The sequence below is a fragment of the Micromonospora sp. RP3T genome (assembly GCF_003027925.1).
GTDB lineage: Bacteria > Actinomycetota > Actinomycetes > Mycobacteriales > Micromonosporaceae > Micromonospora.
Map to the genome: position 1 here is coordinate 1 of NZ_PYPS01000021.1, position 25,925 is coordinate 25,925.

A 25,925-nucleotide genomic window follows, 5' to 3' on the forward strand; every position below is an offset into this window, starting at 1 on the left:
ACCAGCGCCAATCCCGGCCTCCCCGAGTCCCGACGCCCCGCGGAGACGTCGGGCTCAGAGTGCCGAAACGGACCACTGTCGCAGATCACCTGGCGGACGCGTGTCGCACATCAGCCGACGGAGGACAATGGCCGAATGGCTCCATTGCCGATTTCCTCTGTTCTGGATCAAGGCACCGCGCTCCGCGCGCCGCGGGGCGGCAAGCCCGGCCGGCGGCAAGCCGCCCCGGCCGCCTACGGCGCCGGGGCGGTGAGCCACCGACAGCCGCCGGGACACCGCCCCCACGGTCGGGATCTCAGCTCAGCGCAAGTTCGTCCGGGAAGCGCTCGTGAAGCGCGGCAACCGCATGCTTCAGGCAGTAGTCGAGGCTGTGGCCGTCGACCCTGATCGCCGCACCATCGAGCCGCTGACCCGAGATCACCACGGTCCAGGGCTTGCGCTCCCGCTCCCCATCAATCTTGACCAGACCCATCTCCCCCAGGTGCTCCAGCAGCTCCGGCACGCACTCATCCCACCGCATCCACGAATGGGATCACCGAGGCCGCTACGGAAGCCAGCGGGTCGGCCTGATCGTGCGTCAGGGCTTCCGACTGCCGCGCCAGTCCAACCCCGGGACTGGCTTGCCACCGGATCACCGGGTCGCGGCACCAGCTCCACCGCCAGGACGTGCCCGACCTTCCCCCACAGCGGCCGGCCCCGCTCCGGAACCATCAAGCGCCGACCCCTCAGACGGCCGACAGCGGCACAGCGAGCCCGGCCCGAGATAGAGGTCAACTGAGCCGGCACTCAGGGCGTCTCCAGGGCGTCAGGGCGTTGTCAGGGCGTCAAACGCCGCCCAATGTTGACCATGAACGACCATCGACGCCCGGACATAGAACCAGCTCAGAGCCTTGATCGGGTCTCTGAGCTGGTGGGCGACGGACGAGTCGACCTGTACGCCGACTTCTGATCGGGTTGCCGGCATCGACGGGGGGTAGTTTCCTCCGGGTGCCGGAATGGTTGGAAGCGGGATTCTGGGGTCTGCTGGCCGGGTCCGCCCTGTTGATCGGGGCGGCCGTCGGGTTCTTCGCGCGGGTGCCGCGCCGGGCCACCGCGTCGGTGATGGCGTTCGGGGCGGGCGTGCTGCTCTCCGCCGTCTCGTTCGAGCTGATCGAGGAGGCGCACGAGCAGGGCGGCCTGCTGCCGGTGGCGATCGGCGCGGCGGTCGGCGCGCTCACCTACACCGGGGCGAACGTGCTGCTGGCCCGGCACGGGGCGCGGCACCGCAAGCGCTCTGACGACGAGCAGCCCTCCGAGCAGGAGCAGCCCGGTTCGGGTAACGCGATCGCGGTCGGCGCGCTGCTCGACGGCGTACCGGAATCGGTGGTGATCGGCGCGAGCCTGCTGGCCGGCGGCCCGGTCAGCTTCGTCACCGTGATCGCGGTCTTCCTCAGCAACGTGCCGGAGGGGTTGTCCAGCGCTGCCGGCATGCGGCAGGCCGGGCGGTCCCGGCGTTACGTGTTCGGGCTCTGGGCGGCCATCGCGCTGATCTCCGGCGCCGCGTCGCTGGCCGGGTACACGCTGCTCGGCGGCGCCCCGCCGGAGGTGCTGGCCACCATCACCGCGCTCGCCGCCGGCGCGATCCTGGCCATGATCACCGACACCATGGTCCCGGAGGCGTTCGAGGACGCCCACCTGCTGGTCGGCCTGATCACGGTGCTCGGCTTCCTGGTCGCGTTCGCCCTCTCGCACACCTGACCGGGCTTAGCCGCGGGTTAAGGATCGCCGACGGAGTCGTGCCGGGGCGGTCGGTCCACCTAGCATCGGCGGGTGCGCGTGAAGTCCGCTGTCTCCCTCCTCGTCCTCGCCCTGGCCACCGCCACGCTGCCCGGGTGCGGCGGCGAGCCGTCCGACCGGACCGCCCCGGCCGCCACCACCCCGGCCGGCACACCGTCCGGTGCCACCGATGCCACCGCCCCGGCCGCCCCGGCCGCCCCGCCGAGCGCCCGCGCCGGCCTCGGCACCGCCAAGCCGGGCCCCGGCCCGGCCGCTGTGGCGTTCCGTGCCGGCAACCCGGACGGGCGGGCCACCGTGCCGGCCGAGGCGCGGGCCGTGGACACCTCGCGTCCGACCCGTACCGTCGGCAGCGGCACGCCGGCGAGCTGCACCTCGGCGGCGGTGGTGAAGGCGGTGGCGGCCGGCGGCATCATCACGTTCGACTGCGGCCCGGCGCCGGTGACCATCACCATGAAGGCCACCGCCAAGGTGGTGAACGCGCACGGCCCGCGCATCGTGCTGGACGGCGGCGGCAAGGTCACGCTGAGCGGCGGCGGCAGCCGACGGATCCTCTACCTGAACACCTGCGACCCGGCGCAGGGCTTCACCACCTCGCACTGCCAGAACCAGGACCACCCGCAGCTCACCGTGCAGAACCTGACGTTCGCGAACGGCAACTCGACGGGCGAGCGGACCGAGGGCGGCGGGGGCGGCGCGATCTTCGTCCGTGGCGGCCGGGTCAAGGTGGTCAACTCCCGGTTCGTCGACAACCGCTGCGACCGTACCGGCCCGGATCTGGGTGGCGCCGCGCTGCGGGTGCTCAGCCAGTTCGAGAACAAGCCGGTGTACGTGGTGGGCAGCACGTTCACCGGCGGCGTGTGCGCCAACGGCGCGGCGTTGAGCAGCATCGGCGTCTCCTGGACGGTGCTGAACAGCGTCTTCCGCGACAACCAGGCGGTCGGCACCGGCGCGAACCCGGCCCGGGGCGGCACGCCGGGCGGCGGCAGCGGCGGCGCGATCTACTGCGACGGTAACGAGTTCGCGGTGAAGCTCGCCGGCACGGTCGTCGAGGACAACAGCGCCAACGAGGGCGGCGGCGCCATCTTCTTCGTCAGCAACAACCGCACCGGCACCCTGTCGATCACCAGCTCGACCCTGCGCCGCAACCCCAGCCGAGGCTTCGAGACGAAGCCCGGCATCTTCTTCCTCGGCGCCCGCCTCACCCAGGGCTGAAGGCCGGGCCCCCGCTTAACGCCTCCGGTAGAGAAGGGGCACCTTCTCACCCCGCTCATCAGTACGGGTTGGGGTGGCCGGGGAGGTGGCCCCTCGGCACGGCAGCCGCGCGGCCGGGGAGGGTGGGGTCCGTCGACAGGGGTGGGGAGTTCGTTCCCGACCTCGTCGACATGCCGGCGATCAGGTCCTTCAGGGCGGTCACCGTGTCGACCCGGGGCACCCAGCCGAGGTCCGTCTCGGCCCGCTGCGCGGACATCAGCGGGACGTTCAACGCCAGGTCGACCCAGCCGGTGTCGACCGGTTGCAGCCGGGCCCGCCAGGTCACCGCCGCCGCGGCGCGCAGCACCGGCACCGCCACCGGCACGGTCCAGCCGTGGAAGTGCCGCGCCACCAGCGCCGGCGTCAGCACCGGGTCGGTCGCCACGTTGAACGCGCCGCGCGCGTCGCCGAGGACCGCCCGGGCGTACGCGTCGGCCACGTCGTCGGCGTGCACCGCCTGCATCCGGAGCCGTTTGTGCGAGGGCACCAGCGGGATCCGGCCGTAGCGCAGCAGCCGCACCGGCACCAGCGGGCCGAGGAAGTAGCGGCTGATCTCGGTGCCGGCGTCACGCTGGAAGATCAGACCCGGCCGCAGCCGGACCACCCGCAGCTCGGGGTGCTCCCGTTGCACGTCGTCCAGCAGCGCCTCCACCTCGGCCTTGTCCCGGCTGTACGACGACGTCCGCACCCCGGTCGCCGGCCAGTTCTCGCTGACCGGATGGTCCTTCGGGCCGGGCGCGTAGGTGCCGACGGACGAGGCGTACACCAGGGCGGGAACGCCGGCCCGGACGGTGGCCTCGACGACCGCGCGGCTGCCGCCGACGTTGGTCCGGTAGAGCGTGCGCCGGTCGTGGCTGGGCTGGATCTGCCAGGCCAGGTGCACGACCGCCCGGGCCCCGGCGAAGATCCGGACCAGTTCGTCGGCCGCGCGGGGCGCGCCGATGTCGCAGGAGTGCCACTCGACGTCGTCGTACGGCTCACCGGCGTCCGGCCCGGGCAGCCGGCGGGCCACCCCGACCAGTTCCGCCCCCGACTCCTGCCGCAGCCGGCGCAGGACCGCCGTGCCCACGTTTCCGGTCGCCCCCACGATCACGATGCGCATGCCCGGTCCGGTACCCGCTGAACCGGACAGCAACCGCGCGGGAGCGTGACTTCCGGCCCGGGCGGGGTAGACCGCCCGGGCCGCGCCCGTCAGCGCCGGACGAGCGTGAAGCCGCCGGGCAGCACCTCCGCCGGCACCGTGCCACCCCGCACCCGGGTCCGGGAGCGCCGCACCCCCTGCGCGTCGTACGTCTCGACGCACGCCGTCCCCCCGCCCGGCACGGTGACCGGGACGGTCCGGGGCGTGCGGGCGGCACTGCGCAGCAGCGCCGTCGTCGATCCGGTGCCGGCGATCACGTACCGGGAGACGAGCGGTTCGAGCAGGACCGCGTCGACCACGGCGTCCCCGCCGGCCGCGACCGCGACCAGGTCGACGGCGTCGGCCGGCGCCTCCGCCGGGCCGCTCGGCGTCACCGGCAGCAGCGCGCCGGGGGCCGGCGAGGTCCCCTGCGCGCCGACCCGCCCGTGCCGGACGGTGCCCACGGTCCGCGCCCGGCCGTCGGGTGAGGCGGCGGACCACCGGGTGACGGCCCGGCTGCCCGGTCGCAACTCGACCACCGGCAGCACCAGCCGGGGCTGGTCGGCGGCCGGCAACCGCCAGCGGGCGGTCGCGCCGGCCGGCAGCAGGGCGTACGCGCCGCTGAACGCGGACTCGCCGGTCCACGTCGAGTCGGGGGTGACCACGTCCGCGCCGTCGGTCAGCGTGGCCTGTTCGGCCTCCACCACGGTCCCGCCTACCCGCGCCACGATCCGGCCCTGCCGGGCCAGCGCCGCCACCTCGGGGTGGGCGTCAAGCGCCAGCATGCTGAGCAGGCCGTGGATGGTCGACTCGGCGCCGGCGTTGCGGTTGACCGTCCCGTCGCCGGCGATGCCGTCGACGGTGCGCCCGGTAGCCGGGTCGTACCCGGGCACGCCGGCCGCGTTCGCGCCGAAGTACCAGGCGGCCGTCAGGCCGGCGAGCTGCCGGAACCCGTCGCGCCCGGTGGCGTCGGCGACGGCGAGCAGCGACTGCACGCGGGAGTCCACGCCGTAGGCGATCTGCGACCGGTCCGTCGGGGTGGGCTGCCGCCCGTTGTCCGGGCCGCCGGAGGTGAGCAGCCACGGCGTGAAGACGGCCGCGTCGGCCACCGCCGCCGGCAGCAGCCGCCGGTCACCGAGCACCCGCGCGGCGACGGCCAGCGCCGCCGGCATCTGCGAACCCCAGGCGTGCCACACCGAACGGGACAGCGCCCAGGGGCGGACCGCGCCGAACGGCCACTCCCGGACGTCCCCGTCGGCCAGTGCGGCGATGCCCTCGGCGAACCGGCTCAGCGCCCGCCGCGCCCCGGCACCGCCACCGGCCCGCACGTACGCGGCCAGCCCCAGCACGGCCTCCGCGGTGGCGTCCGCGCCGTCCGCGATCAGCCAGCCGGGCGTCCGCTCGCCGTCGACGACCTGCCACGTGCCGTACCGGACGAGCACCTGGCGGTCCAACGCGCCGACCGCGAGGTCGAGCCGCTCGCGCAGGAACGACGCGAACCCGGGGTCGGCGGTACGCCAGGCGGCGTACCCCTCGCCCAGCGCCCAGACGGTACGGGCCAGCCAGTACGACGGACCGCTGTCGGACGGGTCGGGCAGCTCGACCGGTTCGGCGCTCGGGTTCAGCGTGCCGTCGGGCTGCATCCAGAGCACCACGTTCCCGGCGTCCGGCCCGGTGGCGGTCTGGAGATAGGTCAGGCCCCGCAGCAGGGCGTACGAGGCGTCCCGGCTGGTGGTGGCGCCGGTGGACCGCCAGTGTCGCAGGTAGACAACGGCGGCGCGGGCGATGTCGTCGGCGTTGTAGGCGCCCTGCCCCCAGGTGTCCGTCGCCGGGTCGTACGCCCCGCCGCCGACGCGCCGGAACGTGCCGTCCGGGTTCGGTTCGGCGTACGTCCACAGCACCCCGACCGTCGGCGTGTCGGCGAGCCGGTACGTGGTGTGCCCGGCCTGCGCGGGCGGGGTGACCCGGTCGAGCAGGAAATCCAGGTGGGACAGGTTCGTCAACGGGTCGGCGGGAGCGGGGGCGGCCCCGGCGGGGGTGGGCTGCGCCAGCAGCGGTCCGGCCAGCGCGAGGCTGCCGCCCAGCAGGAGGGATCGGCGTTTCATGGGGGTCTCCTCGGGGCGTCAGGGGGTGTGGTCGAGCCGGGCGACGCCGATCTTCGTGTCCGCCATTCCGTAGAACACGAACCGCACGCCGTCGACCTCCTCGATCGCGGTGGGGAAGACGACGTTGGGCACGGTGCCGGCCTTCTCGTCCTCGGTGTCCGGCACGAGGATGGGCTCGGCGGTGCGGGCCAGCACCCGGGCCGGGTCGGCCGGGTCCAGCAGCATCGCCCCGGCGGCGTACTCGACGCGTTGGGTGGTCGGGTCCCAGCCGCTGGGGACGTGGCCGGTCACCCCGTGGTGGAGCAGCAGCCAGCCCTCCGGCACCCGCAGCGGCGGCGGGCCGGCCCCGATCTTCAGCGCCTCGTAGGGGAACTCGGACATGGCCACGCACCGGTGGTGCCGGGGCCGGGCCAGCGCGGTGATGTCGGCGTGCACCTCGTCCGCCGGCACGTACGAGATCCAGATGCCGGGGCGCTCGTCGGTGGTGCCGGCCGGCAGGTGCACGCCCTCGCCGGGGCGGAACCAGCCGAGGTCCCACATCGGCCGGTGCAGCATGGCGTAGCAGGGCCGGCCGTCCGGGCCGGGCACCGGTTCGGGGAAGAACACCGCGTCCTTGTTGGGGAACAGGTTGAGGTCGGTGTCCAGGTCGGGCTGGTAGGCGAACTGCACCGGCCCGAGCCGCCGCCAGGTGCGCAGGTCGGTGGAGACGGCCAACGCGAGGCGGGGGCCGAGCGGCCCGTACGCCACGTACGTCATCAGGTGCTGGCCGAGGTCCGGCACCCAGGTGGTGCGCGGGTCCTCCACCCCGGCGTTGTGCAGGCCGCGTTCCCAGCCCTCGTCCGGGGCCAGCACGACGCCGTGCCGGCGCACGCCGACCGGTACGCCGTCGCGCAGTTCCACCTCGGCGAGCCCGACGCGGGACACGTTGCCGTCGGCGACCAGCCGGGGCAGCAGGTGCAGCCGGCCGTCCGGGGTTCGGCCGCTCGCCGGGTTGAGCACGCCGGCGGCCTCGAACGGTTCGGCCGGGTCGGGCGCCATCAGCACGCCCAGCCGGGTCAGCGTGTACGGGACAGTGGTCGAGACAGGCATGTCAACCTTTCACACCGGAACCGATGTCGGTGGAGATGAAGTGTCGTTGGAAGGCCACGAAGAGGCCGACGGCCGGCGCGGCGAGCACACAGGCGCCGGCCAGCACCGCGCCGTACGGGTTGGCGGCGCGGGCCGCCACGTTGCTGATGTAGTTGGCCAGCGAGACCGCCAGCGGCTGCATGTCCGCCTGCTTGGTGATCAGGAACGGCCAGAGGAACTCGTTCCACGGCCCGATGAAGGTGAGCAGCACCGCGGTCAGCAGCGCGGGGCGGACCAGCGGCAACGCCACCGACCAGAGCACCCGCAGCTCGCCGGCGCCGTCGATGCGGGCGGCGGCGAACAGCTCGTCCGGCAGTTGCAGGAAGAACTGCCGGAAGACGAAGACCGCGGTGGTGTTGATCGCGAACGGCAGGATCATCCCGAGGTAGGAGTCGGCCAGCCCGTACCCGCGCACGATCAGCACGTAGAGCGGGATCAGCAGGAGCTGGAACGGGATCACCTGGACCAGCAGCACCAGCGCGAACAGCGTGCCCCGGCCGCGGAACCGCAGCCGGGCCAGCGCGTAGCCGGCGAGCACCCCGAAGACCACGGTGCCGAGGATGACGCCGCCGGTGAAGACGCCCGAGTTGATCAGCGAGCCGAGCAGGTCGACCCGGGAGTTGATGTCCCGGTAGTTGTCCAGGGTGAGCCCGGAGGTGGGGAACGCCCCGGCGACCGAGGTGTCCGGTTCGGCCTGGAGGCTGCCGATCAGCATGTAGTAGAAGGGGAAGAGGAACAGCAGGGCCCCGGCGAACAGCACCACGTGGCGCAGCAGCCCCGGCCACCGGGCGGTGGAGGTCGGTGTCACGTCAGTCCCTCTCGATCAGCCGGCGGTTGACCAACGAGATGAGCAGCACCCCGATCACCAGCAGCACACCGATGGCGGCGGCCACGTCCGGCTGGCCCTGCTGGATGCCGCGCTGGTACATCACCAGCACCGGCGAGGCGGACGCGCCGTTCGGGCCGCCCCCGCCGGTGAGCAGGTAGGGCTCGGTGAACAGGTTGGCGCCGGTGATGGTGGCCAGGATGACCACCAGGGCGGTCGCCGGGCGGACCGCCGGCACGGTCACCGACCGGAACCGCCGCCACCAGCCCGCGCCGTCGACCGACGCCGACTCGTACAGCTCCTTCGGCACGTTCTGGAGCGCGGCGAGGTAGAGCAGGATGAAGAAGCCGAGCTGCTTCCAGACCACGAACACCGCGATGACCGGCATCGCCAGACCGGCGTTCACCAGCCAGGACGGGTCGGGCGCCAGCGGGCCGAGCACGGAGTTGACCAGGCCGCCGGCGTTGAACAGGAACAACCACACCCCGACCACCGCCACACTGGCGGTCACGTACGGCACGTAGAACGCGACCCGTAGGAACGTCCGGGCGTGCACCACCCGGTTCAGCGCGATCGCCAGCAGCAGCGCCAGCACCGTGGTCAGCGGCACGTTGATGACCAGGAAGATCCCGATGTTGCCGAACGACTGGCGCACCGCGGGGTCGGCGAGCACCGCGCGGTAGTTGTCCAGCCCGACGAAGGGCCGGTCCACCACCGCACCGGGCGCGGCGAAGAAGTAGTCGTGGAAGCTCATCCAGATCGCGAACCCGAGCGGGTAGGCGAACACCACGGCGATGAAGACCGCGTACGGCGCGGCCAGCACCATGCCCACCGGGTGGCGGCCCAGCACGGCCGCCATCCGGCCCCGGCCGGCCGGTCTCGGGCTTCGCGCGGCGGCCCCGGGGGCGGGGGCCGCCGCGGTGTGGGCGGTGGACATCAGGAGCCGGCGGCGAGCTGGTCGACCTTGTCCGCGGCGGCGCCGAGAGCATCGGGCACCGGCTTCTTACCGAAGATCACCGACTCGGAGTACGCGTCGCGGAACGCCTGCCAGACGGCCACCGAGTTCGGCACGTTCGGCACCTCGACCGTTCGGGCCGCCTGGTCGGCGAACGCCTGGTAGGCCGGGTTCTTGGCGAAGTGGTCCGGGTAGGCGGCGGCCAGGTCGGTGCGCAGCGGCATCTGACCGGTCCTGGCCAGCAGCGCGCCGTCCTGCTCCTTGCTGGTGGCGAAGCGCATCACGTCCCAGGCGGTGGCGCGGTTCTTGCAGGCGGAGTACATGGCGACGTTCTTCGCGTCGCTGAACGTGCGGATCTGGTCGGCCGGCTTGCCGGTGGACGTCGGCACCGGCACCGCGCCCCACTTCACCTTGTCGCCGTACACCGAGATCGCCCACGGGCCGACGATGGCCATGGCGGCCTTGCCGTCGGCGAACGAGTCGCCGTTGTACTTCTCCTTCGGCGCGAGGCCCTCGGCGTAGAGCGTCTTCCAGAACTCCGCGACCCGCTGGCCCTCCGGCGAGTCGAACTGGGCCTTGCCCTGGTCGACGAGCTGCTTGCCACCGGTCTCGGCCGCGAACAGCGGGTAGAAGTCGAACCAGGACTGGAAGAACTCACTGGTCGGCGCCGGGTAGATGGCGGCCTGGGCGGCACCCGACGACTTGATCTTCCGGGCGGCGGCGAGGAACTCGTCGTACGTCGCCAGCGAGGGCTTCTCCGGGTCCAGGCCGGCCTTGGCGAAGACCGTCCTGTTGTAGAAGATCATCACCGGGTTGGACTTCCACGGCAGCTGGTAGAACTTGCCGTCCGGCGACTTGTACTGGTCCGCCGTCTGGCCGGTCCGCTCGGCGATGTAGGCGGCGCCACCGTCGAACGAGTCCAGGGCGACCAGGCCGCCCTGCTTCTGGAACTGCGGCACGGCCGCCGGCGCGGTGTTGAAGATCAGGCAGGGCGCGTTGCCGGCGGTGATGGCGGCCCCGATCACCTCCTCCGAGCTGGTGCCCGCCGGGATCTCCTGGGCGGTGATCTTCTGGTCGGCGTGCTCCGCGTTCCACGCCTCGACCATCGCCTTGCCCCAGGCCAGTTCCTCCTGGTTGTTGGAGAGCCAGATGTCGATCGGTCCACGGGCGGCGTTGGCCTCGGCGGCGTCGCCGCCACCGCCGCTGCCGTCGCAGCCCGCGGTGACGGCGAGCGCGGCGGTCAGCAGCAGGGCCGGAAGGGTACGTTTCATGTCTGCTCCGATCGGGACGGTGCGGGGGAACGACGCCGCTTGGCGGGCGGCGCCGGTGGTGGTGCGGTGGAGGCACGGAGAACGAGCTGCGCGGGCGGCGTGGGCACGTCGGCCACCGGCTCGCCGTCGATGAGTTCGAGCAGGACGTGCGCGGCGGCCCGCCCCCACTCGAACGGGTCGGTCCGCACGGTGGTCAGCGGCGGGCTGACGTAGCCGGCCAGCTCCGCGTCGTCGAACCCGGTCACGGAGAGCTGCCCGGGCACGTCGACACCGAGTTCCCGGGCCACCGCGAGCCCGGCGATGGCCATCAGGTCGTTGGCGTACACGATCGCGGTGGGCCGCTCGGCCCGGTCGAGCAGCACGCGGGTGGCCTGTGCGCCGCCGGCCGCCGAGAAGTCCGACGCGACGCAGAGGTCGGCGGGCAGGCCGGCGTCCGCCAGCGCCCGCTCCCAGGCCAGCCGGCGGACCCGGCCGTGCAGGAAGTGGTCCGGCCCGGCGACGTGCCCGATCCGGCGGTGCCCCAGCTCGACCAGGTGGGCGACCGCCGCGGCGATGCCCGGCCGGTCGTCGATCAGCAGCGCCGGCCAGCGGGTCGGCGCCATCGGGCGGGCGATCGTCACCGCCGGCAGGCCGAGCTGTTCCAACAGTGCGAGCCGTGGGTCGTCCACCCGCAGGTCGAGCAGGAAGACGCCGTCCACCCGGCCGTCGGCGGCCAGCTTCCGGTAGCCGGCCTCCTCGGCCGACTCCGGCACCACCTGGAGGACGAGCGCCTGACCCCGGTCGGACAGGGTCCGCTCCACCCCGGCGATGAAGGCGGGGAAGAACGGGTCCGCGCCGAGCAGCTCGGGCGGACGGGCGATCACCAGGCCGACCGCGAACGCCCGCGAGGCGGACAGCGCGCGGGCCCGGTGGCTCGGCTCCCAGCCGAGGGCGCGGGCGGCGGTGAGGATCCGCTCCCGTGTCTCGTCGGCCACGCCGGGGCGGCCGTTGAGCGCGAAGGACACCAGACCCTTCGATACGCCGGCCGCGCGGGCGACGTCGCGGATCGTCGGTCGACCTGGCCGGGTCACCGGCACCTCCTCGCGCTACTAAACCGGTTTAAGCAACGGAGGTTAGACCGGTTCCCGCGACTGCACAACAGGAGGCGGCAGATCGATGCGTGGGGCTCGACGGCAGGTCAGCGCGCTGATCGGCGGGCGGCAACAAAAGCTGGAGCCGTAGAACATCTGGTTCTACACTCGGTCCATGGAACGCATCGGTGTCCGGGAGCTGAACCAGAACACGAGCCAGGTGCTGGCTCGGGTGCGCGGCGGCGAGACCGTCGAGATCACCGACCGCGGGCACCCGATCGCCCGACTGGTTCCAGTAGGCGACGACAGGTCGGTGCTGGCCAAGTTGGTAGCCGCGGGGCGAGCCGTCGCCCCCACCGGCGGTGGCTCGGTGCCACTTCCACCGAAGCTCGGTGACGAGAACGTGGACGTGGCCGCCTCGCTCGCGGCGATGCGCGACGAGGAGCGCTGGTGATCTATCTCGACTCGGCTGCCGTCGTCAAGCTGGTTCGACATGAGGCGTGCAGCGCCGACCTCGTCTCCTGGCTCCACGAGCACGACGACGTGCCGCTGGTCTCCTCCGCCCTGGTCGAGGTGGAAGTGCCGAGAGCGCTGCGCCGATCGGCTCCCCAAGCCTTGATCGGAGTGCCGGCTGCCGTCGGACGGCTGTTCCGACTGGAGATCGACAGCACGATCCGTGCGACCGCAGCCGCGTTCGCCGAACCGACGCTCCGCAGCCTCGACGCCATCCACCTGGCCACCGCCCAAGTGCTGACCAACGAGTCCGGCACGACACTTACCGCCTTCGTCACCTACGATCGGCGGCTGCTCGACTGCGCCAAGGAAGCAGGACTACCGGTAGCAAGCCCCGGCCAAAGCTGACCCCCACATCCACCACCTGGCACCCAGGGTGGGCTTGACGTGGAGATGCTCCGCCTCCGACGCAGCCGTCCTCGCGGCCAAGGAGGACCTCAACCCCAGGGCCGGTGATCCGGTAGCCTGTGGCCCGACGGGCCGTTAGCTCAATTGGCAGAGCTGAGGACTTTTAATCCTTAGGTTCTGGGTTCGAGTCCCAGGCGGCCCACCTTGAGGTTGCATGCGAACCGTCGGGCCCTGACGAGGGGTGGCGGCTCAGTGGGCCGCTTCTACTTGTCGAGGTAGTGGCCGTGGCAGGCGGCGATCTCCAGGTCGCCGCCCCGAACGCGGTAGATGAGCCGATGTTCGTCGTTGATGCGGGGGACGACCATCCAGAGAGCGGGCCTTTCAGCAGTTCGGGCTTGCCGAGACCGGTCCCGTGTGGATCCCGTTGAACGTCGAGGATCAGTTTGCTGACGCGGCGGGCCATCTTCACGTCCCGGCGTAACCAGCCGTCGTAGTCCTCCCATGCGTTGGGGGTGAACACGATGCGCAGGCTCATGCGGCTTCCTTGCCGGGTTTCGGAGAGTGGGACCTCGAGTCGAGCGGATGCTCCTCGAGAAGGCCGGCGTCGGCCTGGGCGATGCTCTCCAGCAGTCGGCGGGCGTTCGAGGCGGAGCCAAGAACATGCAGCGTCTCGTTCATAGCGTTCCACTCGTCGAGCGAAACCATCACTACGGCCTTGCCGCCGCCGCGGGGGATGACACACTCCTCGGCATCATCGATCACCGCATCGACCACGGCGGCGAGGTTCTTGCGAACGTCACTGATCGTCAGCACCTTCATCTTGCCCCCAAGAGCAGAACGTACGACCAAACGTACGTCTCATGGTACGTCAAGGGTGCGACGGCCGAGAGGTCGACCAGGCGCCGGGCGTTGGCTCGGAGCCGCAGAGGCGTACGACGGGATGGTTGATCGTGATGTTCGCAATCTCAGGACGGCGGCAGCACATGGACCACGGCACGCGCGACGAGTTGCTCGACCACCTGGCCGAGGCCGTCGGGTCCGTCACCGGTACCCACCCGACGCGCGTCGCCGTCGACGGGCCGCCGGCCGCCGGCAAGACCACCCTCGCCGACGAGCTGGCCGTCGTCCTGCGCGAGCGGGGCCGCGACGTCATCCGCGCGACCGTCGACGACTTCCTGTTCCCCCGGGCGCTGCGCTATCCGCGCGGTGAGTTCTCGGCCGAGGGCTGCTACGTCGACGCCCACGATCGGGACTCACTGACCCGGGTGCTGCTGGATCCGCTCGGCCCGGGCGGCGACCGGCGCTTCCGCCCCGCCGTCTACGACTCCGCCACGGACACGGTGCTGTCTCCGCCGGTCACGACCGCCCCCGCCGACGCCGTGCTGGTCTTCGACGGCGTCTTCCTGCTGCGCCCGGAACTGCTCGACCGGTGGGACCTGCGCATCTTCGTGTCGACCGCACTCGACCGGACCGTGGAGCGGGCCGTGGTCCGGGCCGTGGTCCGGGATCACCAGGTGTCGTCCCGGGCGGAGGTCGAACGGCGCTGGCGCGAGCGGTATCTCCCCGCCCAGCAGCTCTACTTCGCCACGGCCCGTCCGACCGAGCACGCGGACATCGTCGTGCACAACGACGAACCACGGCAGCCGGTCTGGGAGAGCCGCGTCGGTCAGAGGCAAGATGGTGGCCGTGACCGCCGCACCCCGTCCCCCGCTGGCCACGCTGGAAGCGGTCCTGGAGCGCCTGACCTACGTCAACGAGGAGACCGGCTACACGGTGGCCCGGGTGGCCACCGCGCGGGGCAGTGACCTGCTGACCGTGGTCGGCGCGCTGTTGGGGGCGCAGCCCGGCGAGAGCCTGCGTCTGCACGGACGCTGGTCGTCGCATCCGCGCTACGGCCGGCAGTTCGAGGTCGACTCGTACACCACCGTGCTGCCCGCCACGATCCAGGGCATCCAGCGCTACCTCGGTTCGGGTCTGGTGAAGGGAATCGGGCCGGTGTTCGCCGAGCGGATCGTCGCGCACTTCGGCCTGGACACGTTGCGGGTCATCGAGGACGAGCCGGCCCGACTGGTCGAGGTGCCGGGGCTGGGCCCGAAGCGTACGGCGAAGATCACCGCCGCGTGGGAGGAGCAGAAGGCCATCAAGGAGGTGATGGTCTTCCTCCAGGGCGTCGGCGTGTCGACCTCGCTGGCGGTGCGGATCTACAAGCAGTACGGCGACGCCTCCGTCGACGTGGTCACCAAGGAGCCGTACCGGCTGGCCGCCGACGTGTGGGGCATCGGCTTCAAGACCGCCGACACGATCGCCCGGTCCGTGGGCATCCCGCACGACAGCCCGCAACGCGTGATGGCCGGCCTCCAGTACACGCTCTCCGAGGCCACCGACGACGGGCACTGCTACCTGCCCGAGCCGGTGCTGGTCGCGGACGCGACGAAGATCCTCGACGTGCCCGCCGACCTGGTGGCCCGCTGCCTCGACGACCTGGCGGCCGACGAGGGGGTCGTCCGCGAGGCGCTGCCCGGCGGGGACGGGGAACCGGTGCCGGCGGTCTACCTGGTGCCGTTCCACCGCGCCGAGCAGTCGCTCGCCACCTCGTTGACCCGGCTGCTGCGCGACCGGGCCGACCGGCTGCCCCACTTCCACGACGTCGACTGGGACAAGGCGCAGCGGTGGTTGCGGGCCCGCACCGGCAACGACCTCGCCGAGGAGCAGGAACAGGCCGTCCGGCTCGCGCTGACCTCGAAGGTCGCGGTGCTCACCGGCGGGCCGGGCTGCGGAAAGAGCTTCACCGTACGCTCGATCGTCGAGCTGGCCGCCGCGAAGAAGGCGAAGGTCACGCTCGTCGCGCCGACCGGCCGGGCCGCGAAGCGTCTCGCCGAGCTGACCGGCCATCCGGCCGCCACCGTGCACCGGCTGTTGCAGCTACGCCCCGGCGGTGACGCGTCCTACGACCGTGACAACCCGATCGACGTCGACCTGCTGGTGGTCGACGAGGCCAGCATGCTCGACCTCATTCTCGCCAACAAGCTCGTCAAGGCCGTCCCGCCCGGCGCGCACCTGCTGCTGGTCGGTGACGTCGACCAGCTTCCGTCGGTCGGTGCCGGTGAGGTGCTCCGCGACCTGCTCGCCGCCCCGTCGATTCCCCGGGTGCGGCTGACGCAGGTCTTCCGCCAGGCCGCCGAGTCCGGCGTCGTCACCAACGCGCACCGCATCAACGCCGGCCGCCCGCCCCTCCTCCAGGGGCTGCCGGACTTCTTCCTCTTCGCCTGCGACGACACCGAGGCCGCCGCCGCCCTGACCGTCGACGTCGCCTGCACCCGCGTCCCGGCCAGGTTCGGCCTGGACGCCCGCCGCGACATCCAGGTGCTCGCCCCCATGCACCGCGGCCCGGCCGGCGCCGGCGCGCTGAACACGCTGTTGCAGCAGAAACTCACCCCGTCCCGCGAGGGGCAGCCGGAACGGCGGATGGGTGGGCGGGTGTTCCGGATCGGCGACAAGGTCACTCAGATCCGCAACAACTACGACAAGGGTCAGGCGGGCGTCTTCAACGGCACGCTCGGCATCGTCACCGCTCTCTCCCCGGAGGACCAGACGCTCACCGTCCGCACCGACGAGGACGAGGACATCGCGTACGACTACGACGAGCTTGACGAACTCAGCCACGCGTACGCCATGACCATCCACCGTTCCCAGGGCTCGGAGTATCCGGCCGTGGTGATCCCGTTGACCACCAGCGCCTGGATGATGCTGCAACGCAATCTGCTCTACACCGCCGTCACCCGCGCCAAGCAACTGGTCGTCCTGGTCGGTTCCCGCCGCGCGCTCGCCGCCGCCGTCCGCACCGTCGGCGCCGGACGACGCCACACCGCCCTCAACCACCGCCTCGCATGACAGCCCGAACCGACGCCAACTGCATGCATAATGAATGCATGGTTGCTCTCCAGATTCGGGATGTGCCGGAAGAGGTGCGGGACGCCCTGGCAGCCCAGGCCAAGGCACGCGGGCAGTCACTCCAGGCGTACCTGCTGGAGCTGGTGGAGACGCAGGCCCTACGTCTCCGCAACACGGCGGCCCTTGATCGCTTCGCCGGCCGGTCGGACGGCACCCACTCCCTGCCGGGGGAGAGCGCCGACGAGTTGCACGAACAGCGGGAGCAGCGCGGTCGACGGGGAAGCACCGCGTGATAGTCGTGGATGCGTCGGTCCTGGCCGACGCGCTGGTCGATGACGGGCCGGTGGGTGACGCGGCGCGGGCCGAGCTGACCGGTGATCCGCACTGGGCCGCACCCGGTCACCTACTGGTCGAAGTCGTCTCCGTGATCAGAGGCAAGGTGCTCGGCGGAAAGCTCGGTCTCGCTCGGGCCCAGGAGGCGATCAACACGCTGCCGTCGTTGGTCGTCGACGAGGTGGGCGTCGGGATGCTGCTCGACCGGATGTGGCAGTTGAGGGTCAACGTGACGGCCTACGACGCGGCGTATGTCGCGGCGGCGGAGTTACTGGCCTGCCCCCTGGTCACCGGAGACGGTCGGCTCGCCAAGGCCAGCGGCGTCCGCTGCGAGATCCGGCTGCTCGCGGCGCCCCGACCGGCGTCGTCGGCCGGTGCCCGCTCAGGCCGGCACGTCGGCGAGTGAGTCCCGGCACGGACGTGTCGGGCGTCGTCGGGGCCGTCGCCGAGGACGCGACCGGTTTCGCCGCCGGCGACGAAGTCTTCGGGATGCTCCGCTTTCCCGGCTTCGACGGCAGCGCGTACGCCGGGGGTGTGATCGCGCCTGCGACGGACCTCGCCCGCAGGCCGGTCGATGTCGACCACGTGGCAGTACCTGATCGAGGTCGGACACGACCATCCGTCGCCGTTCCAGCCGTACCGGCATCGTCCGGTCCCCCGCACCCCCACCCCACTACTTCGATCTTGCACTTACTACCCGGTCGAACGGTGCATAAGCCGCGTTCTACAGGCCGAAAGTGCAAGATCGGAGTCCCCTCGGCGGGTGCTCACCCGTTGCCGGGCGTCACCTTTACCTTCCTAGGCGAATGCGATCGGCACCGAACATCTCGCGGGAGCCGTCGGCACGGAAGATCACGATGACCGGGATGCCCTCACCCATCTCCAGCTCGCGCCGCTCGGCAGGGGTCGGCATTCGGGCAGTGGCGGTGTCGCCCTTGCGCAGGGTCACCGTCTCGGTCGGCTCGACGGCGCGGACGAACGTGCCGCGCGGCGGTTCCACGATCACGAGCCCTTCCGACCGGAGCAGCGCTACTGCCTGCCGGACGCTCGTGCGGCTCAACCCATATTCCTGAGCCAACCGAAGTTCACTGGGCAGCGAAGCCCCCGGCGCGAGATCGCCAGACGTGATCCGGTCTCGCAGCAGGTCTGCGAGCTGCCGGAACACGGCACGATCCGCGCTAGGGTCGATCACGAACGTGACGCTACGTGTCCGACAGCTCTACATCTTATTGTATCTACAGTCCTACGTCGTTACAGTGACATGGGTTGCGGCTCGACTATCACCGGAGGTGGGAATGGGCAAGAAGAGCGCCGGCAAGCCCAGCAGGGGCGAGCAGATCGAGGCCGCCGAACGGGAGGCGGCGATACGCCGGCTGGTCGCCCAGGCCGAGGCGGACCGGATACCGGTCGAGGAGACGACCCGGGCCCGACCGGACCGACAGCCGCGTCATGGGCGGTGAGTCGCTGCCGATCGGTCGGCGGGTGGCCTACTGGCGGAGCCGGCGGCGGATGTCGCAGCAGGTGTTCGCCGACCGGCTCGGCAAGTCGAAGAGCTGGGTCGACAAGGTCGAGCGTGGCGCCCGTTCGCTCGACAAGGTGTCCACCATCGCGGACGTCGCCGCCGTCCTGCGGATCGACCGGGCAGTCCTGCTCGGGGCTGGCACCCGTGTCTCCGACGCGCCGACGCGGGCCGATGGCGTGGAGCGGATCCGGGCGGCGCTGTCGACGTACGAGATGGACGCCGGACGACGGGAGGCGCGGCCGGCGGGTCGACTCGCACGCGACGTCGGGTACGCCTGGACGACCTACCAGCACGCGCGCTACGCGAAGGTGGCGGACGCGCTGCCGGACCTGCTGGTCGGGGCGCAGCGCGGTCATGCCCGGGTGCCGGAGGCGGGGCGGGAGCCCCTGGTGGAGGCGTATCGGGTGACCGCGTCGTTGCTGCTGAAGCTGTGCGTGGGCGACCTGGCGTGGCTGGCCGCCGATCGGGCGATGACCGTCGCGGCCGGGGATCCGGTGCTGGTGGCAGCGGCGGCCGTGCAACTGGGGCAGGTGTTGCAGGCCACCGGCCGGGCCGGCTCGGCGGTGCCGGTGATGCGCGCCGCGGCGTACCGGATCGGCCTTGACGGCGACCCATCGGCGCACCTGGCGCTGTGCGGCACGCTGCTCGTGCAGGCCGCGCTGGCGGCGGCCCGCGCCGGTGACGAGCGTGCCGTGGCGGCCCGCTTCGCTGAGGCGGCCGAACTGGCGGAGCGAGTGGGCGACGAGCCTGATCAGTATCGGACGGCATTCGGTGCGGCAGCTGTCGTGTCGGCACGCATGCTGGCGGCGGTGGAGCTGGGCGACGTTGGCGCGGCGGCGGCCTGGCATCGGCGGGCCGTGGACTCCGACGGCTGGCGGTGGCTGCCCGTCGAGCATCGCGCGGCCCACCTGGTGGACGCGGCGCGCGGCCGTCTCCTGGCGGACGATCCGGCCGGGGCCGGCCGGCTGCTGGTGGCGGCCGACCGCATCGCTCCGGGCGAGGTGCGGTGCCGGCCGGTGGCCCGAGATCTGCTCGCCCGGGTGGCCCGGAGCCCGGACGCCCCGGCGACGGTCCTCCCACTGGCCGCCGTGCTCAGCACCCCGGAGGCATGACCGCAGCGCTTGCGTGACCGAGAGTAGACAGACCCCAACGGACCGTACCGGAGGTCTGCTCGCGACACTGCCCCCATCTAGGGTCGCTTTCACCCCTCCTGCTCCCGCGCGCGCGAGCGACAACGGCACTACCAGGTCTTTTGTCGACCTTTTTCGATCTTGACGACGCGACTGAGTCAAGATAACGACTTGGCATCAAGGCGAGCCGCGTTCTTGTCCCGGAGTTTGTTAGCCCCCTGTACTAACCGGGTGACGTGCATTGATACCTCCGGAGCAACGCCGCCCGAGCAGTCGGGACAGGCGGTGGGCACCCTTCGGCGAGACCAGGTGCCGGCCCGGGTCCGGAGCGGCGAGAAGGTGCGCCCGGAGCAGGCACGCGTGCACAACCGGGAACTGCTGCTGCGGATGCTGTACCGGGAAGGACCGCACAGCCGCGCGGATCTGGCGCGGCGTACCGGATTGACGCGGGTCTCCGTCTCGGACGTGGTGAGCGATCTCCTCGCCGACGACCTCGTGGTCGAGGTCGGCACGCGGGCCGGGACCCGGCCGGGCAAGCCGGCCATGATGCTCGAGTTCAACGAGCGCGCCTACCAGACCGTCGCCCTGGACCTGAGCCACTCGACGCTCTACCGGGGAGCCGTGCTCGACCTCGGCGGCACCGTGGTGGCCCGCCAGCAGGTCGAGATCGAGGGCAGCACCGGCGCCGACGCCCTGGCGAAGGTGACCAGTCTGGTCGAGGCGCTGCACCGGCAGGTGACCGCGCCGCTCCTCGGCATCGGCATCGGCACGCCGGGCATCGTGGACCTCGGCGGCGTCGTCCTCAGCGCACCCAACCTGGGCTGGCAGGACATCCACCTCCAGGCGCTGCTCAGTGAGCGTTTGGCCTGCCCGGTGGTGGTGTCCAACGACGCCAACGCCACCGCGCTCGCCGAACGCAGCTACGGCGAGAGCGCCGCGGACACGCTCCTCGTCCGGGTCGGCGTCGGCGTGGGGGCGGGTCTGCTGCTCGGCGGCACCCCGATCCTCGGCAGCCGGTTCGCGGCCGGCGAGATCGGTCACGTGGTCGTGGACGCCGGCAGCGAGCGGCCCTGCGTGTGCGGCAAGACCGGCTGCCTGGAGACCTGGCTGTCGACCCGGCGCATCCAGGAGGACCTGTCCGGGGCCCGCACCGACGCGGAGCGCGCCCGGGTGCTGACCGTCGCGGGCGAGGCGCTCGGCTCCGTGCTGGCGCCGATCGTGGCCGCGCTCAACATCTCCGAGATCGTCCTCAGCGGACCGCACCGGGTGCTGGAGGGGCCGCTGGCCACGGCCGCGATGGAGACCATCCGCCGACGCGCCCTGACCGAGGTCCACGGCGACATCGTCCTCCGGCTCTCCGAGCTGGGCGACGACATAGTTCTGCGCGGCGCGACCGCCATGGTCATGAGCCAACAGCTCGGAATCGCTTGACCCGACGCCGACCGGCGCTGGCTTTGCAGCAACAGAAGGGAACATAGTGCAACTACCCCGCACGCTGACGGCAGCGCTTGCCGCGGTCGCCCTCGCCCTCGCCCTCGCCGGTTGTAGCGGTGGCGGGCAGGCCAACGAGGCCGGCTCCGCCCAACTCGTCCTCGGCAACAACGGCGACGTCCTGACCTGGGACCCGGCGGAGATGAAGGAGGGCGCGGTCATCCACTACGCGGAGGCCGTCTACGACCCGCTGCTCCGCAAGACCGCCGACTCGAAGATCGAAGGCAACCTCGCCTCCGAGTACGCGTACAACGACGACCTCACCGAACTCACGCTGAAGCTGCGCGACGGCGTCACGTTCAGCGACGACACCGCGCTCGACGGCGAGGCGGTGAAGGTCAACATCGAGGCGCGGAAGAAGGGTGCCGGCAGCGCCTCCGAGGCGGCCCGGGCGATCGAACGCGTCGAGGTCGTGGACCCGAAGACCGTCCGCCTGCACCTCAGCGAGCCCAGTCCCGGCCTGCTCGCCGGCCTGGCGACGTACCTCGGTTACATGGTGAGCCCCAAGGCGCTCGCCGCGGGAAGCATCGCCACCACCCCGGTCGGCTCCGGCCCCTACCTGCTCGACGCCGGCGCGTCCGAGAAGGGCGTCAGCTACAAGTTCACGGCGCGTGAGGGCTACTGGAACCGCGAGGCGTTCCCGTTCGAGACCGTGGTGATCCGTCCGTACGAGGAGTTCACCGCCCGCTACAACGCGCTCACGACCGGCCAGATCCAGTTCATGTACGGGACCTCCGACATGGTGCCGAAGGCGAAGACCGACGGGCTCACCGTCAAGACGGTGCCCGGCGAGTGGCAGGGCATCATCCTCCAGGACCGGGCCGGCAAGGCGTCGGCGGCGCTCGGCGACGTGCGGGTGCGGCAGGCGATCAACCACGCGCTCGACCGCAAGGCCATCCTGGAGACCCACTACGGCGGGTTCGGCCAGGTCTCCACGCAGACGTTCAACCCGGCCAGCGAGGCGTGGGTGCCGGAGCTGAACGAGCGCTACCCGTACGACCCGGCGAAGGCGAAGGAACTGCTGGCGGCGGCGGGCTACGGCAACGGCTTCAAGATCAAGATTTCGTTCAGTGAGGGCTTCATGTCCCCGCTGGTGCCGATCGTCGCGCAGTACCTGTCCGACGTGGGCATCACGGTGGAGCAGGTGCCGGTCAACGGCTTCGCCAACGGCGGCCTGGAGACCCTGAAGGGCCAGCCGGCGTTCATGCTCTCCTTCTCCACCAACATCCCGGCCTGGACGGACGTGCTGAACAAGCTCACCCCGACGTCGCTGTGGAACAACTTCAAGTACACCGACGACACCGTCACCCGGCTGCTCAAGGAGATCCCCGCGGCGCAGGGCGACAAGCAGGCGGCGCTCTACAAGGAGCTGAACACCCACCTGGTGGAGCAGGCCTGGTTCGCCCCGATCGTCACGCAGGAGAACGTCTACCTGTTCAAGCCGGACATCGACGTGACCATGCAGCAGGCCCAGCTCATGCCGAGCCTGCGCTTCTTCGCCCCGGCCAGGTAACCGCCCGTCGATCCCCGGGTGGGCCGGTCACCACCGGCCCACCCGGTGGACCACCCCAGGTCAGCTAGGAGGTAGCAGGCATGTTGGGCTTCATCGGCCGGCGACTGGCCACGGGTCTGCTGTTGGCGTTCACGGTGGTGACGGGGATGTTCTTCTTCCTCATGCTCACCGGCTCCGACCCCGCCCGGGGCGCGCTCGGCCTCTACGCCACGGAGGAACAGGTCGCGGTCAAGCGGGCGCAACTCGGCCTCGACCGGCCGGTCGTCCAGCAGTACCTGGACTGGCTGGGCCACGTCGCGCGCGGCGACCTGGGTGTCTCGTCCGCGCAGAACGCCGACGTCATGGACCTCATCGTCTCGCGCCTGCCGGTCACCGTGTCCCTCGCGCTCGGCGCCGTCCTGGTGGCCGCCGTCCTGGGCGTCGTCCTCGGGCTGCTCGCGGCGACCCGGCCCGGGACGTTCGACCGCGCGCTCCAGGTGGTCATGGTGCTCGGCTTCAGCCTGCCGAACTTCTGGGTGGCGATCATCCTGGCGCTGGTCTTCGCCGTGCGGCTGGGCTGGTTCCCGGCCACCGGCTACGTCCACCTGGGCGACTCCCCCAGCGGCTGGCTCTGGTCCATCACGCTGCCGATCATCGCGCTGTCGATCGGGTCGATCGCCGCCATCGCCCAGCAACTGCGCAACTCCGTGATCACCGTCAACGGCCAGGCGTACGTCCGGACGCTCCGCAGCCGGGGCCTGTCGCAACGCCACATCCTGCTGGTGCACGTGCTGCGCAACGCGTCGCCGCCGGCGTTGACCATGCTCTCGTTGCAGTTCATCGCCGCGATGAGCGGCGCCGCCATCATCGAGCGGGTGTTCGGCCTCCAGGGCATCGGCGCGGTCGCCATCAACGCCTCGGGCAACAGCGACATCCCCGTCATCATGGGCGTCCTGCTCTTCACCGTGCTCGTCGTCGTGCTCGTCAACCTGACGGTCGACATCCTCTACGCCGCTTTGAATCCGAAGGTACGCAACGCATGAGCGCCGACACGACGGTCCGTGCGGGCCGTACCTCCAGAAGACTCCGCGCCTTCCTCGGCAACCCGATGGGCGTGGTGGCCGGCGCCGTGCTGCTCGCCATCGTCGCCGCGAGCGTCCTCGCCCCGCTCCTCGCCCCGCAGGATCCCAACCTGGTGGTGCTCTCCGAGGCGCTCCGGCCGCCGAGCGGTGACCACCCGCTGGGCACCGACGGGAACGGCCGGGACATCCTCAGCCGGCTGCTGTGGGGCGGTCGGGTGAGCCTCCAGGCCGGCGCGATCATGGTGACCGTCGCGCTGCTGTGCGGGATTCCCGCCGGCCTGCTCGCCGGCTACCGCGCGAAGTGGTTCGACGGGGTGTCGAGCTGGATCTTCAACATGCTGATGTCCCTGCCCGAGATCCTGATCATCATCGTGGTGATCGCCTCGCTCGGCAGCGGCCTCGCCCCCACGATGATCACGCTCGGGGTGCTCGCCTCACCGGACATCTTCCGGCTGACCCGCAGCGCCGTGATCGGCGTACGCGAGGAGCTGTACTTCGACGCCGCCCGCGTCGCCGGGCTGTCCGACGTCCGGATCATCTTCCGGCACGTGCTCTCCGTCGTGCTGGGTCCGGTGCTCGTGCGGTCCTCGTTCATCTTCGGCATGGCGATCATCGTGCAGTCCGGGCTGGAGTTCCTCGGCTTCGGCGACCCGCAGCGCCCGAGCTGGGGCGGCGAGCTGAGCAACGGCTTCCAGAGCTTCCAGCGCGCGCCCGAGCTGGTCATCGCGCCTGGCGTGGCGATCGGCGTCACGGTCATGGCACTGGTGCTTTTCGGCACCGCGCTCGCCGACTCGCTCGGCATCAGCCTGCGGCGCCGGACCAAGCGCCCGGCGCGCCCCGCCCGCACCGACGACACCCCCGTCGTGGACCGGGCCGAGACCGGCGACGCGCCGGCCGACCGGGCCGCGGTCGGCGACGCGCCGGTGCCCGCCGCACCGCCCGCCGGCGCCCTCCTGCGCGTCGAGGACCTGGCGGTCCGGTACGTGGCGGAGGACGGCACCACCAAGGAGGTGGTACGCGGCGTGTCGCTGCACGTCGCGCGCGGCGAGGTCCTCGGCCTGGTCGGGGAGTCCGGCTCGGGGAAGTCCCAGACGTCGTTCGCGATCCTCGGGCTCCTGCCGCCCGACGCCACCGTCTCCGCCCGGCAGCTCGCGCTGGACGGGCAGTCGCTCGTCGGGTTGCGCGAGAGCGAGCTGCGCAAGCTGCGTGGCACCCGGATGGCGTACGTGCCGCAGGAGCCGATGTCGAACCTCGACCCGTCCTTCACGATCGGCGCCCAGCTCACGAAACCGATGCGGCACCGGCTCGGCCTGTCCCGGAAGGCCGCGACCGCGCGGGCGCTCGACCTGCTGGACCGCGTCGGCATCCCCGACCCCCCGCGTACCCTCGCCGCCCACCCCCACCAGCTCAGCGGCGGCATGGCCCAGCGTGTGCTCATCGCCGGCGCCGTCTCCTGCGACCCGGAGCTGCTCATCGCCGACGAACCGACCACCGCGCTCGACGTCACGGTCCAGGCCGAGGTCCTCGAACTCCTCCGTGGCCTGCAACGCGAGCGCGACATGGGGCTCGTCCTGGTCACCCACAACCTGGGTGTGGTCGCCGACATCTGCGACCGGGTGGCGGTCATGCGCGACGGCCTCATCGTCGAGCAGCAGCCGGTCGCCGGTCTCTTCGCGAACCCGCGACACGAGTACACCCGCATGCTCCTGAACGCGACCCTCGAAGACGCGCCGCCCCGGCGGGAGCGCGGCGACCTCCAGGAGGTGGGGTCGTGAGCGTCCCCGACGACACCGGCACACCCCTGCTCGACATCCGCGACATCGACGTCGTCTACCGCGGCGCCGGCTGGCGGCGCCCGTCGTTCCACGCGCTGCACGCCGTCTCGATGCGGGTCGGCGCGGGCGAGACGGTCGGTCTGGTCGGCGAGTCCGGCTCCGGGAAGACCACGCTGGGCCGTGCCGTGCTGGGCCTCGCCCCGATCACCGGCGGCACTGTCACGTTCGACGGCGTCGACATCACCCACGCGCACCGGCGCGCCCGCCGCGCGTTGAGCCGCGACATCCAGGTCGTCTTCCAGGACCCGTACTCCTCGCTCAACCCGGCCATGACCGTGGAGACCATCCTCGCCGAGCCGTTGCGGGCCCAGGGCGTGGCCCGGGCCGAGGCCACCGCGCGGATCGGTGAGCTGCTGCACCAGATCGGCCTGGAGGCGGACGCCGGCCGCCGGTATCCGCGTGAGTTCTCCGGCGGGCAGCGGCAACGCATCGCCATCGCGCGCGCCTTGGCGCTGAAGCCCCGGCTCATCGTCTGCGACGAGCCGGTGAGCGCGCTCGACCTGTCCACCCAGGCCCGCATCCTCGACCTGCTCATCGACGTGCAGGAGAAGACCGGCGTCGCGTACCTCTTCATCTCCCACGACCTGTCGGTGGTCCGCTACGTCTGCCACCGGGTCGCGGTGATGCTCAAGGGCCGGATCGTCGAGACCGGCGACGGCGACGTGGTCACGTCCCGGCCGGAGCATCCCTACACCAACCGGCTCCTCATGGCGTCCCCCATTCCCGACCCGGTCCGCCAGGCCGAACGACGCCGCCGGTACGCCGCCCTCTAGGAAAAGGAAACAT

25 protein-coding genes, 1 tRNA gene and 2 pseudogenes are annotated in these 25,925 nt (G+C 71.7%); 16 read left to right on the forward strand and 12 right to left on the reverse strand.

The annotated features are described in order from the left end of the window. Window positions 1-295: 295 nt before the first annotated feature. Complete coding sequence (locus C8054_RS17750) at window positions 296-502, reverse strand: hypothetical protein (RefSeq protein ID WP_233219695.1); 207 nt, start codon at window positions 500-502, stop codon at window positions 296-298. A 485-nt stretch (window positions 503-987) separates the two neighbouring features. Between C8054_RS17750 and C8054_RS17755 the strand changes: the two genes are divergently transcribed. After that, complete coding sequence (locus C8054_RS17755) at window positions 988-1,737, forward strand: ZIP family metal transporter (RefSeq protein WP_107157922.1); 750 nt, start codon at window positions 988-990, stop codon at window positions 1,735-1,737. Window positions 1,738-1,809: 72 nt separating this feature from the next. Next, complete coding sequence (locus C8054_RS17760) at window positions 1,810-2,988, forward strand: hypothetical protein (protein WP_233219696.1); 1,179 nt, start codon at window positions 1,810-1,812, stop codon at window positions 2,986-2,988. A 58-nt stretch (window positions 2,989-3,046) separates the two neighbouring features. On the opposite strand, the gene C8054_RS17765 is transcribed toward C8054_RS17760, so the two are convergent. From C8054_RS17765 to C8054_RS17795, 7 genes are all read right to left on the reverse strand, one after another. Then, a complete protein-coding gene (locus tag C8054_RS17765) occupies window positions 3,047-4,129 on the reverse strand; it encodes an NAD-dependent epimerase/dehydratase family protein (RefSeq protein ID WP_107157923.1) in 1,083 nt (360 codons plus the stop codon). Between the two features lie 89 nt (window positions 4,130-4,218). Beyond that, on the reverse strand, window positions 4,219-6,252 hold the full coding sequence (locus C8054_RS17770) for a hypothetical protein (protein ID WP_107157924.1): 2,034 nt from the start codon (window positions 6,250-6,252) through the stop codon (window positions 4,219-4,221). A gap of 18 nt (window positions 6,253-6,270) precedes the next feature. Further along, window positions 6,271-7,341, reverse strand: a complete 1,071-nt coding sequence (locus C8054_RS17775; RefSeq protein ID WP_107157925.1) for a glycosidase — start codon at window positions 7,339-7,341, stop codon at window positions 6,271-6,273. Window position 7,342: 1 nt separating this feature from the next. After that, complete coding sequence (locus tag C8054_RS17780; RefSeq protein WP_199199815.1) at window positions 7,343-8,188, reverse strand: carbohydrate ABC transporter permease; 846 nt, start codon at window positions 8,186-8,188, stop codon at window positions 7,343-7,345. Between the two features lies 1 nt (window position 8,189). Then, complete coding sequence (locus C8054_RS17785) at window positions 8,190-9,065, reverse strand: carbohydrate ABC transporter permease (RefSeq protein ID WP_199199817.1); 876 nt, start codon at window positions 9,063-9,065, stop codon at window positions 8,190-8,192. A gap of 77 nt (window positions 9,066-9,142) precedes the next feature. After that, on the reverse strand, window positions 9,143-10,432 hold the full coding sequence (locus tag C8054_RS17790) for a sugar ABC transporter substrate-binding protein (RefSeq protein ID WP_107157927.1): 1,290 nt from the start codon (window positions 10,430-10,432) through the stop codon (window positions 9,143-9,145). Beyond that, window positions 10,429-11,502, reverse strand: coding sequence for a LacI family DNA-binding transcriptional regulator (locus C8054_RS17795; protein WP_107158011.1), 1,074 nt, complete (start codon window positions 11,500-11,502; stop codon window positions 10,429-10,431). The genes C8054_RS17790 and C8054_RS17795 overlap by 4 nt, the downstream gene beginning before the upstream one ends. 175 nt (window positions 11,503-11,677) lie before the next feature. Between C8054_RS17795 and C8054_RS17800 the strand changes: the two genes are divergently transcribed. The 3 genes from C8054_RS17800 (at window position 11,678) to C8054_RS17810 (ending at window position 12,565) form a co-directional block, all read left to right on the forward strand. Continuing rightward, window positions 11,678-11,956: a type II toxin-antitoxin system Phd/YefM family antitoxin gene (locus C8054_RS17800; RefSeq protein ID WP_107157928.1), complete on the forward strand. Its 279-nt coding sequence runs from the start codon at window positions 11,678-11,680 to the stop codon at window positions 11,954-11,956. Then, window positions 11,953-12,363: a type II toxin-antitoxin system VapC family toxin gene (locus C8054_RS17805; RefSeq protein ID WP_107157929.1), complete on the forward strand. Its 411-nt coding sequence runs from the start codon at window positions 11,953-11,955 to the stop codon at window positions 12,361-12,363. The genes C8054_RS17800 and C8054_RS17805 overlap by 4 nt, the downstream gene beginning before the upstream one ends. Before the next feature lie 129 nt (window positions 12,364-12,492). Next, a tRNA-Lys gene (locus C8054_RS17810) sits at window positions 12,493-12,565 on the forward strand. Window positions 12,566-12,626: 61 nt separating this feature from the next. Here the strand turns inward: C8054_RS17810 and C8054_RS33120 are convergent. The 3 genes and pseudogenes from C8054_RS33120 to C8054_RS17820 all read right to left on the reverse strand — a co-directional run bounded on the left by C8054_RS33120 (window position 12,627) and on the right by C8054_RS17820 (window position 13,182). Next, window positions 12,627-12,728 carry a type II toxin-antitoxin system YoeB family toxin gene (locus C8054_RS33120; protein WP_255563040.1) on the reverse strand — a complete coding sequence of 34 codons (102 nt, stop codon included), beginning with the start codon at window positions 12,726-12,728 and terminating at the stop codon, window positions 12,627-12,629. 53 nt (window positions 12,729-12,781) lie between these two features. After that, window positions 12,782-12,898: pseudogene (locus C8054_RS33265) on the reverse strand (type II toxin-antitoxin system YoeB family toxin); the annotation flags it as partial. Further along, a complete protein-coding gene (locus tag C8054_RS17820) occupies window positions 12,895-13,182 on the reverse strand; it encodes a type II toxin-antitoxin system Phd/YefM family antitoxin (RefSeq protein WP_107157930.1) in 288 nt (95 codons plus the stop codon). The pseudogene C8054_RS33265 and the gene C8054_RS17820, both read right to left, overlap by 4 nt. A gap of 164 nt (window positions 13,183-13,346) precedes the next feature. Here C8054_RS17820 and C8054_RS17825 point away from each other — a divergent pair. The 4 genes and pseudogenes from C8054_RS17825 to C8054_RS17840 form a co-directional block, all read left to right on the forward strand. Continuing rightward, a pseudogene (locus C8054_RS17825) lies at window positions 13,347-14,024 on the forward strand (uridylate kinase); the annotation flags it as partial. Window positions 14,025-14,040: 16 nt separating this feature from the next. Next, complete coding sequence (locus C8054_RS17830) at window positions 14,041-16,254, forward strand: ATP-dependent RecD-like DNA helicase (protein ID WP_107157931.1); 2,214 nt, start codon at window positions 14,041-14,043, stop codon at window positions 16,252-16,254. A 38-nt stretch (window positions 16,255-16,292) separates the two neighbouring features. Beyond that, window positions 16,293-16,547 (forward strand): hypothetical protein, encoded by a 255-nt coding sequence (locus C8054_RS17835; RefSeq protein ID WP_107157932.1) that lies wholly within the window; start codon window positions 16,293-16,295, stop codon window positions 16,545-16,547. Then, entirely contained in the window at window positions 16,544-16,993 is a 450-nt protein-coding gene (locus C8054_RS17840; RefSeq protein ID WP_107157933.1) for a type II toxin-antitoxin system VapC family toxin, read from the forward strand. The genes C8054_RS17835 and C8054_RS17840 overlap by 4 nt, the downstream gene beginning before the upstream one ends. Window positions 16,994-17,377: 384 nt before the next feature. Here the strand turns inward: C8054_RS17840 and C8054_RS17850 are convergent, their stop codons facing one another. Then, window positions 17,378-17,779 (reverse strand): winged helix-turn-helix domain-containing protein, encoded by a 402-nt coding sequence (locus C8054_RS17850; protein ID WP_107157934.1) that lies wholly within the window; start codon window positions 17,777-17,779, stop codon window positions 17,378-17,380. Window positions 17,780-17,882: 103 nt separating this feature from the next. Here C8054_RS17850 and C8054_RS32305 point away from each other — a divergent pair, with 103 nt between their 5' ends. The 7 genes from C8054_RS32305 (at window position 17,883) to C8054_RS17880 (ending at window position 25,912) form a co-directional block, all read left to right on the forward strand. Beyond that, window positions 17,883-18,047 (forward strand): hypothetical protein, encoded by a 165-nt coding sequence (locus C8054_RS32305; protein WP_199199819.1) that lies wholly within the window; start codon window positions 17,883-17,885, stop codon window positions 18,045-18,047. Then, the gene (locus C8054_RS17855; RefSeq protein ID WP_199199821.1) at window positions 18,037-19,221 is read left to right on the forward strand and encodes a helix-turn-helix domain-containing protein; all 1,185 of its coding nucleotides are present in this window, start codon (window positions 18,037-18,039) and stop codon (window positions 19,219-19,221) included. The genes C8054_RS32305 and C8054_RS17855 overlap by 11 nt, the downstream gene beginning before the upstream one ends. 303 nt (window positions 19,222-19,524) lie before the next feature. Continuing rightward, complete coding sequence (locus C8054_RS17860; RefSeq protein WP_199199823.1) at window positions 19,525-20,670, forward strand: ROK family transcriptional regulator; 1,146 nt, start codon at window positions 19,525-19,527, stop codon at window positions 20,668-20,670. Window positions 20,671-20,716: 46 nt separating this feature from the next. Then, window positions 20,717-22,243 carry an ABC transporter substrate-binding protein gene (locus C8054_RS17865; protein ID WP_107157936.1) on the forward strand — a complete coding sequence of 509 codons (1,527 nt, stop codon included), beginning with the start codon at window positions 20,717-20,719 and terminating at the stop codon, window positions 22,241-22,243. Between the two features lie 80 nt (window positions 22,244-22,323). Further along, complete coding sequence (locus C8054_RS17870) at window positions 22,324-23,265, forward strand: ABC transporter permease (protein WP_107157937.1); 942 nt, start codon at window positions 22,324-22,326, stop codon at window positions 23,263-23,265. Continuing rightward, window positions 23,262-25,079 (forward strand): dipeptide/oligopeptide/nickel ABC transporter permease/ATP-binding protein, encoded by a 1,818-nt coding sequence (locus C8054_RS17875; RefSeq protein ID WP_107157938.1) that lies wholly within the window; start codon window positions 23,262-23,264, stop codon window positions 25,077-25,079. The genes C8054_RS17870 and C8054_RS17875 overlap by 4 nt, the downstream gene beginning before the upstream one ends. Next, window positions 25,076-25,912: an ATP-binding cassette domain-containing protein gene (locus C8054_RS17880; protein WP_233219697.1), complete on the forward strand. Its 837-nt coding sequence runs from the start codon at window positions 25,076-25,078 to the stop codon at window positions 25,910-25,912. The genes C8054_RS17875 and C8054_RS17880 overlap by 4 nt, the downstream gene beginning before the upstream one ends. Window positions 25,913-25,925: the final 13 nt, after the last annotated feature.

Coding starts and splice junctions, on each gene's coding strand:
- C8054_RS17765 (WP_107157923.1), bottom strand. CDS start 4,129: ATGCGCATCGTGATCGTGGGGGCGACCGGAAACGTGGGCACGGCGGTC.
- C8054_RS17770 (WP_107157924.1), bottom strand. CDS start 6,252: ATGAAACGCCGATCCCTCCTGCTGGGCGGCAGCCTCGCGCTGGCCGGA.
- C8054_RS17775 (WP_107157925.1), bottom strand. CDS start 7,341: ATGCCTGTCTCGACCACTGTCCCGTACACGCTGACCCGGCTGGGCGTG.
- C8054_RS17785 (WP_199199817.1), bottom strand. CDS start 9,065: ATGGCGGCCGTGCTGGGCCGCCACCCGGTGGGCATGGTGCTGGCCGCG.
- C8054_RS17790 (WP_107157927.1), bottom strand. CDS start 10,432: ATGAAACGTACCCTTCCGGCCCTGCTGCTGACCGCCGCGCTCGCCGTC.
- C8054_RS17800 (WP_107157928.1), top strand. CDS start 11,678: ATGGAACGCATCGGTGTCCGGGAGCTGAACCAGAACACGAGCCAGGTG.
- C8054_RS33120 (WP_255563040.1), bottom strand. CDS start 12,728: ATGGTCGTCCCCCGCATCAACGACGAACATCGGCTCATCTACCGCGTT.
- C8054_RS17820 (WP_107157930.1), bottom strand. CDS start 13,182: ATGAAGGTGCTGACGATCAGTGACGTTCGCAAGAACCTCGCCGCCGTG.
- C8054_RS17830 (WP_107157931.1), top strand. CDS start 14,041: ATGGTGGCCGTGACCGCCGCACCCCGTCCCCCGCTGGCCACGCTGGAA.
- C8054_RS17835 (WP_107157932.1), top strand. CDS start 16,293: ATGGTTGCTCTCCAGATTCGGGATGTGCCGGAAGAGGTGCGGGACGCC.
- C8054_RS32305 (WP_199199819.1), top strand. CDS start 17,883: ATGGGCAAGAAGAGCGCCGGCAAGCCCAGCAGGGGCGAGCAGATCGAG.
- C8054_RS17855 (WP_199199821.1), top strand. CDS start 18,037: ATGGGCGGTGAGTCGCTGCCGATCGGTCGGCGGGTGGCCTACTGGCGG.
- C8054_RS17870 (WP_107157937.1), top strand. CDS start 22,324: ATGTTGGGCTTCATCGGCCGGCGACTGGCCACGGGTCTGCTGTTGGCG.
- C8054_RS17875 (WP_107157938.1), top strand. CDS start 23,262: ATGAGCGCCGACACGACGGTCCGTGCGGGCCGTACCTCCAGAAGACTC.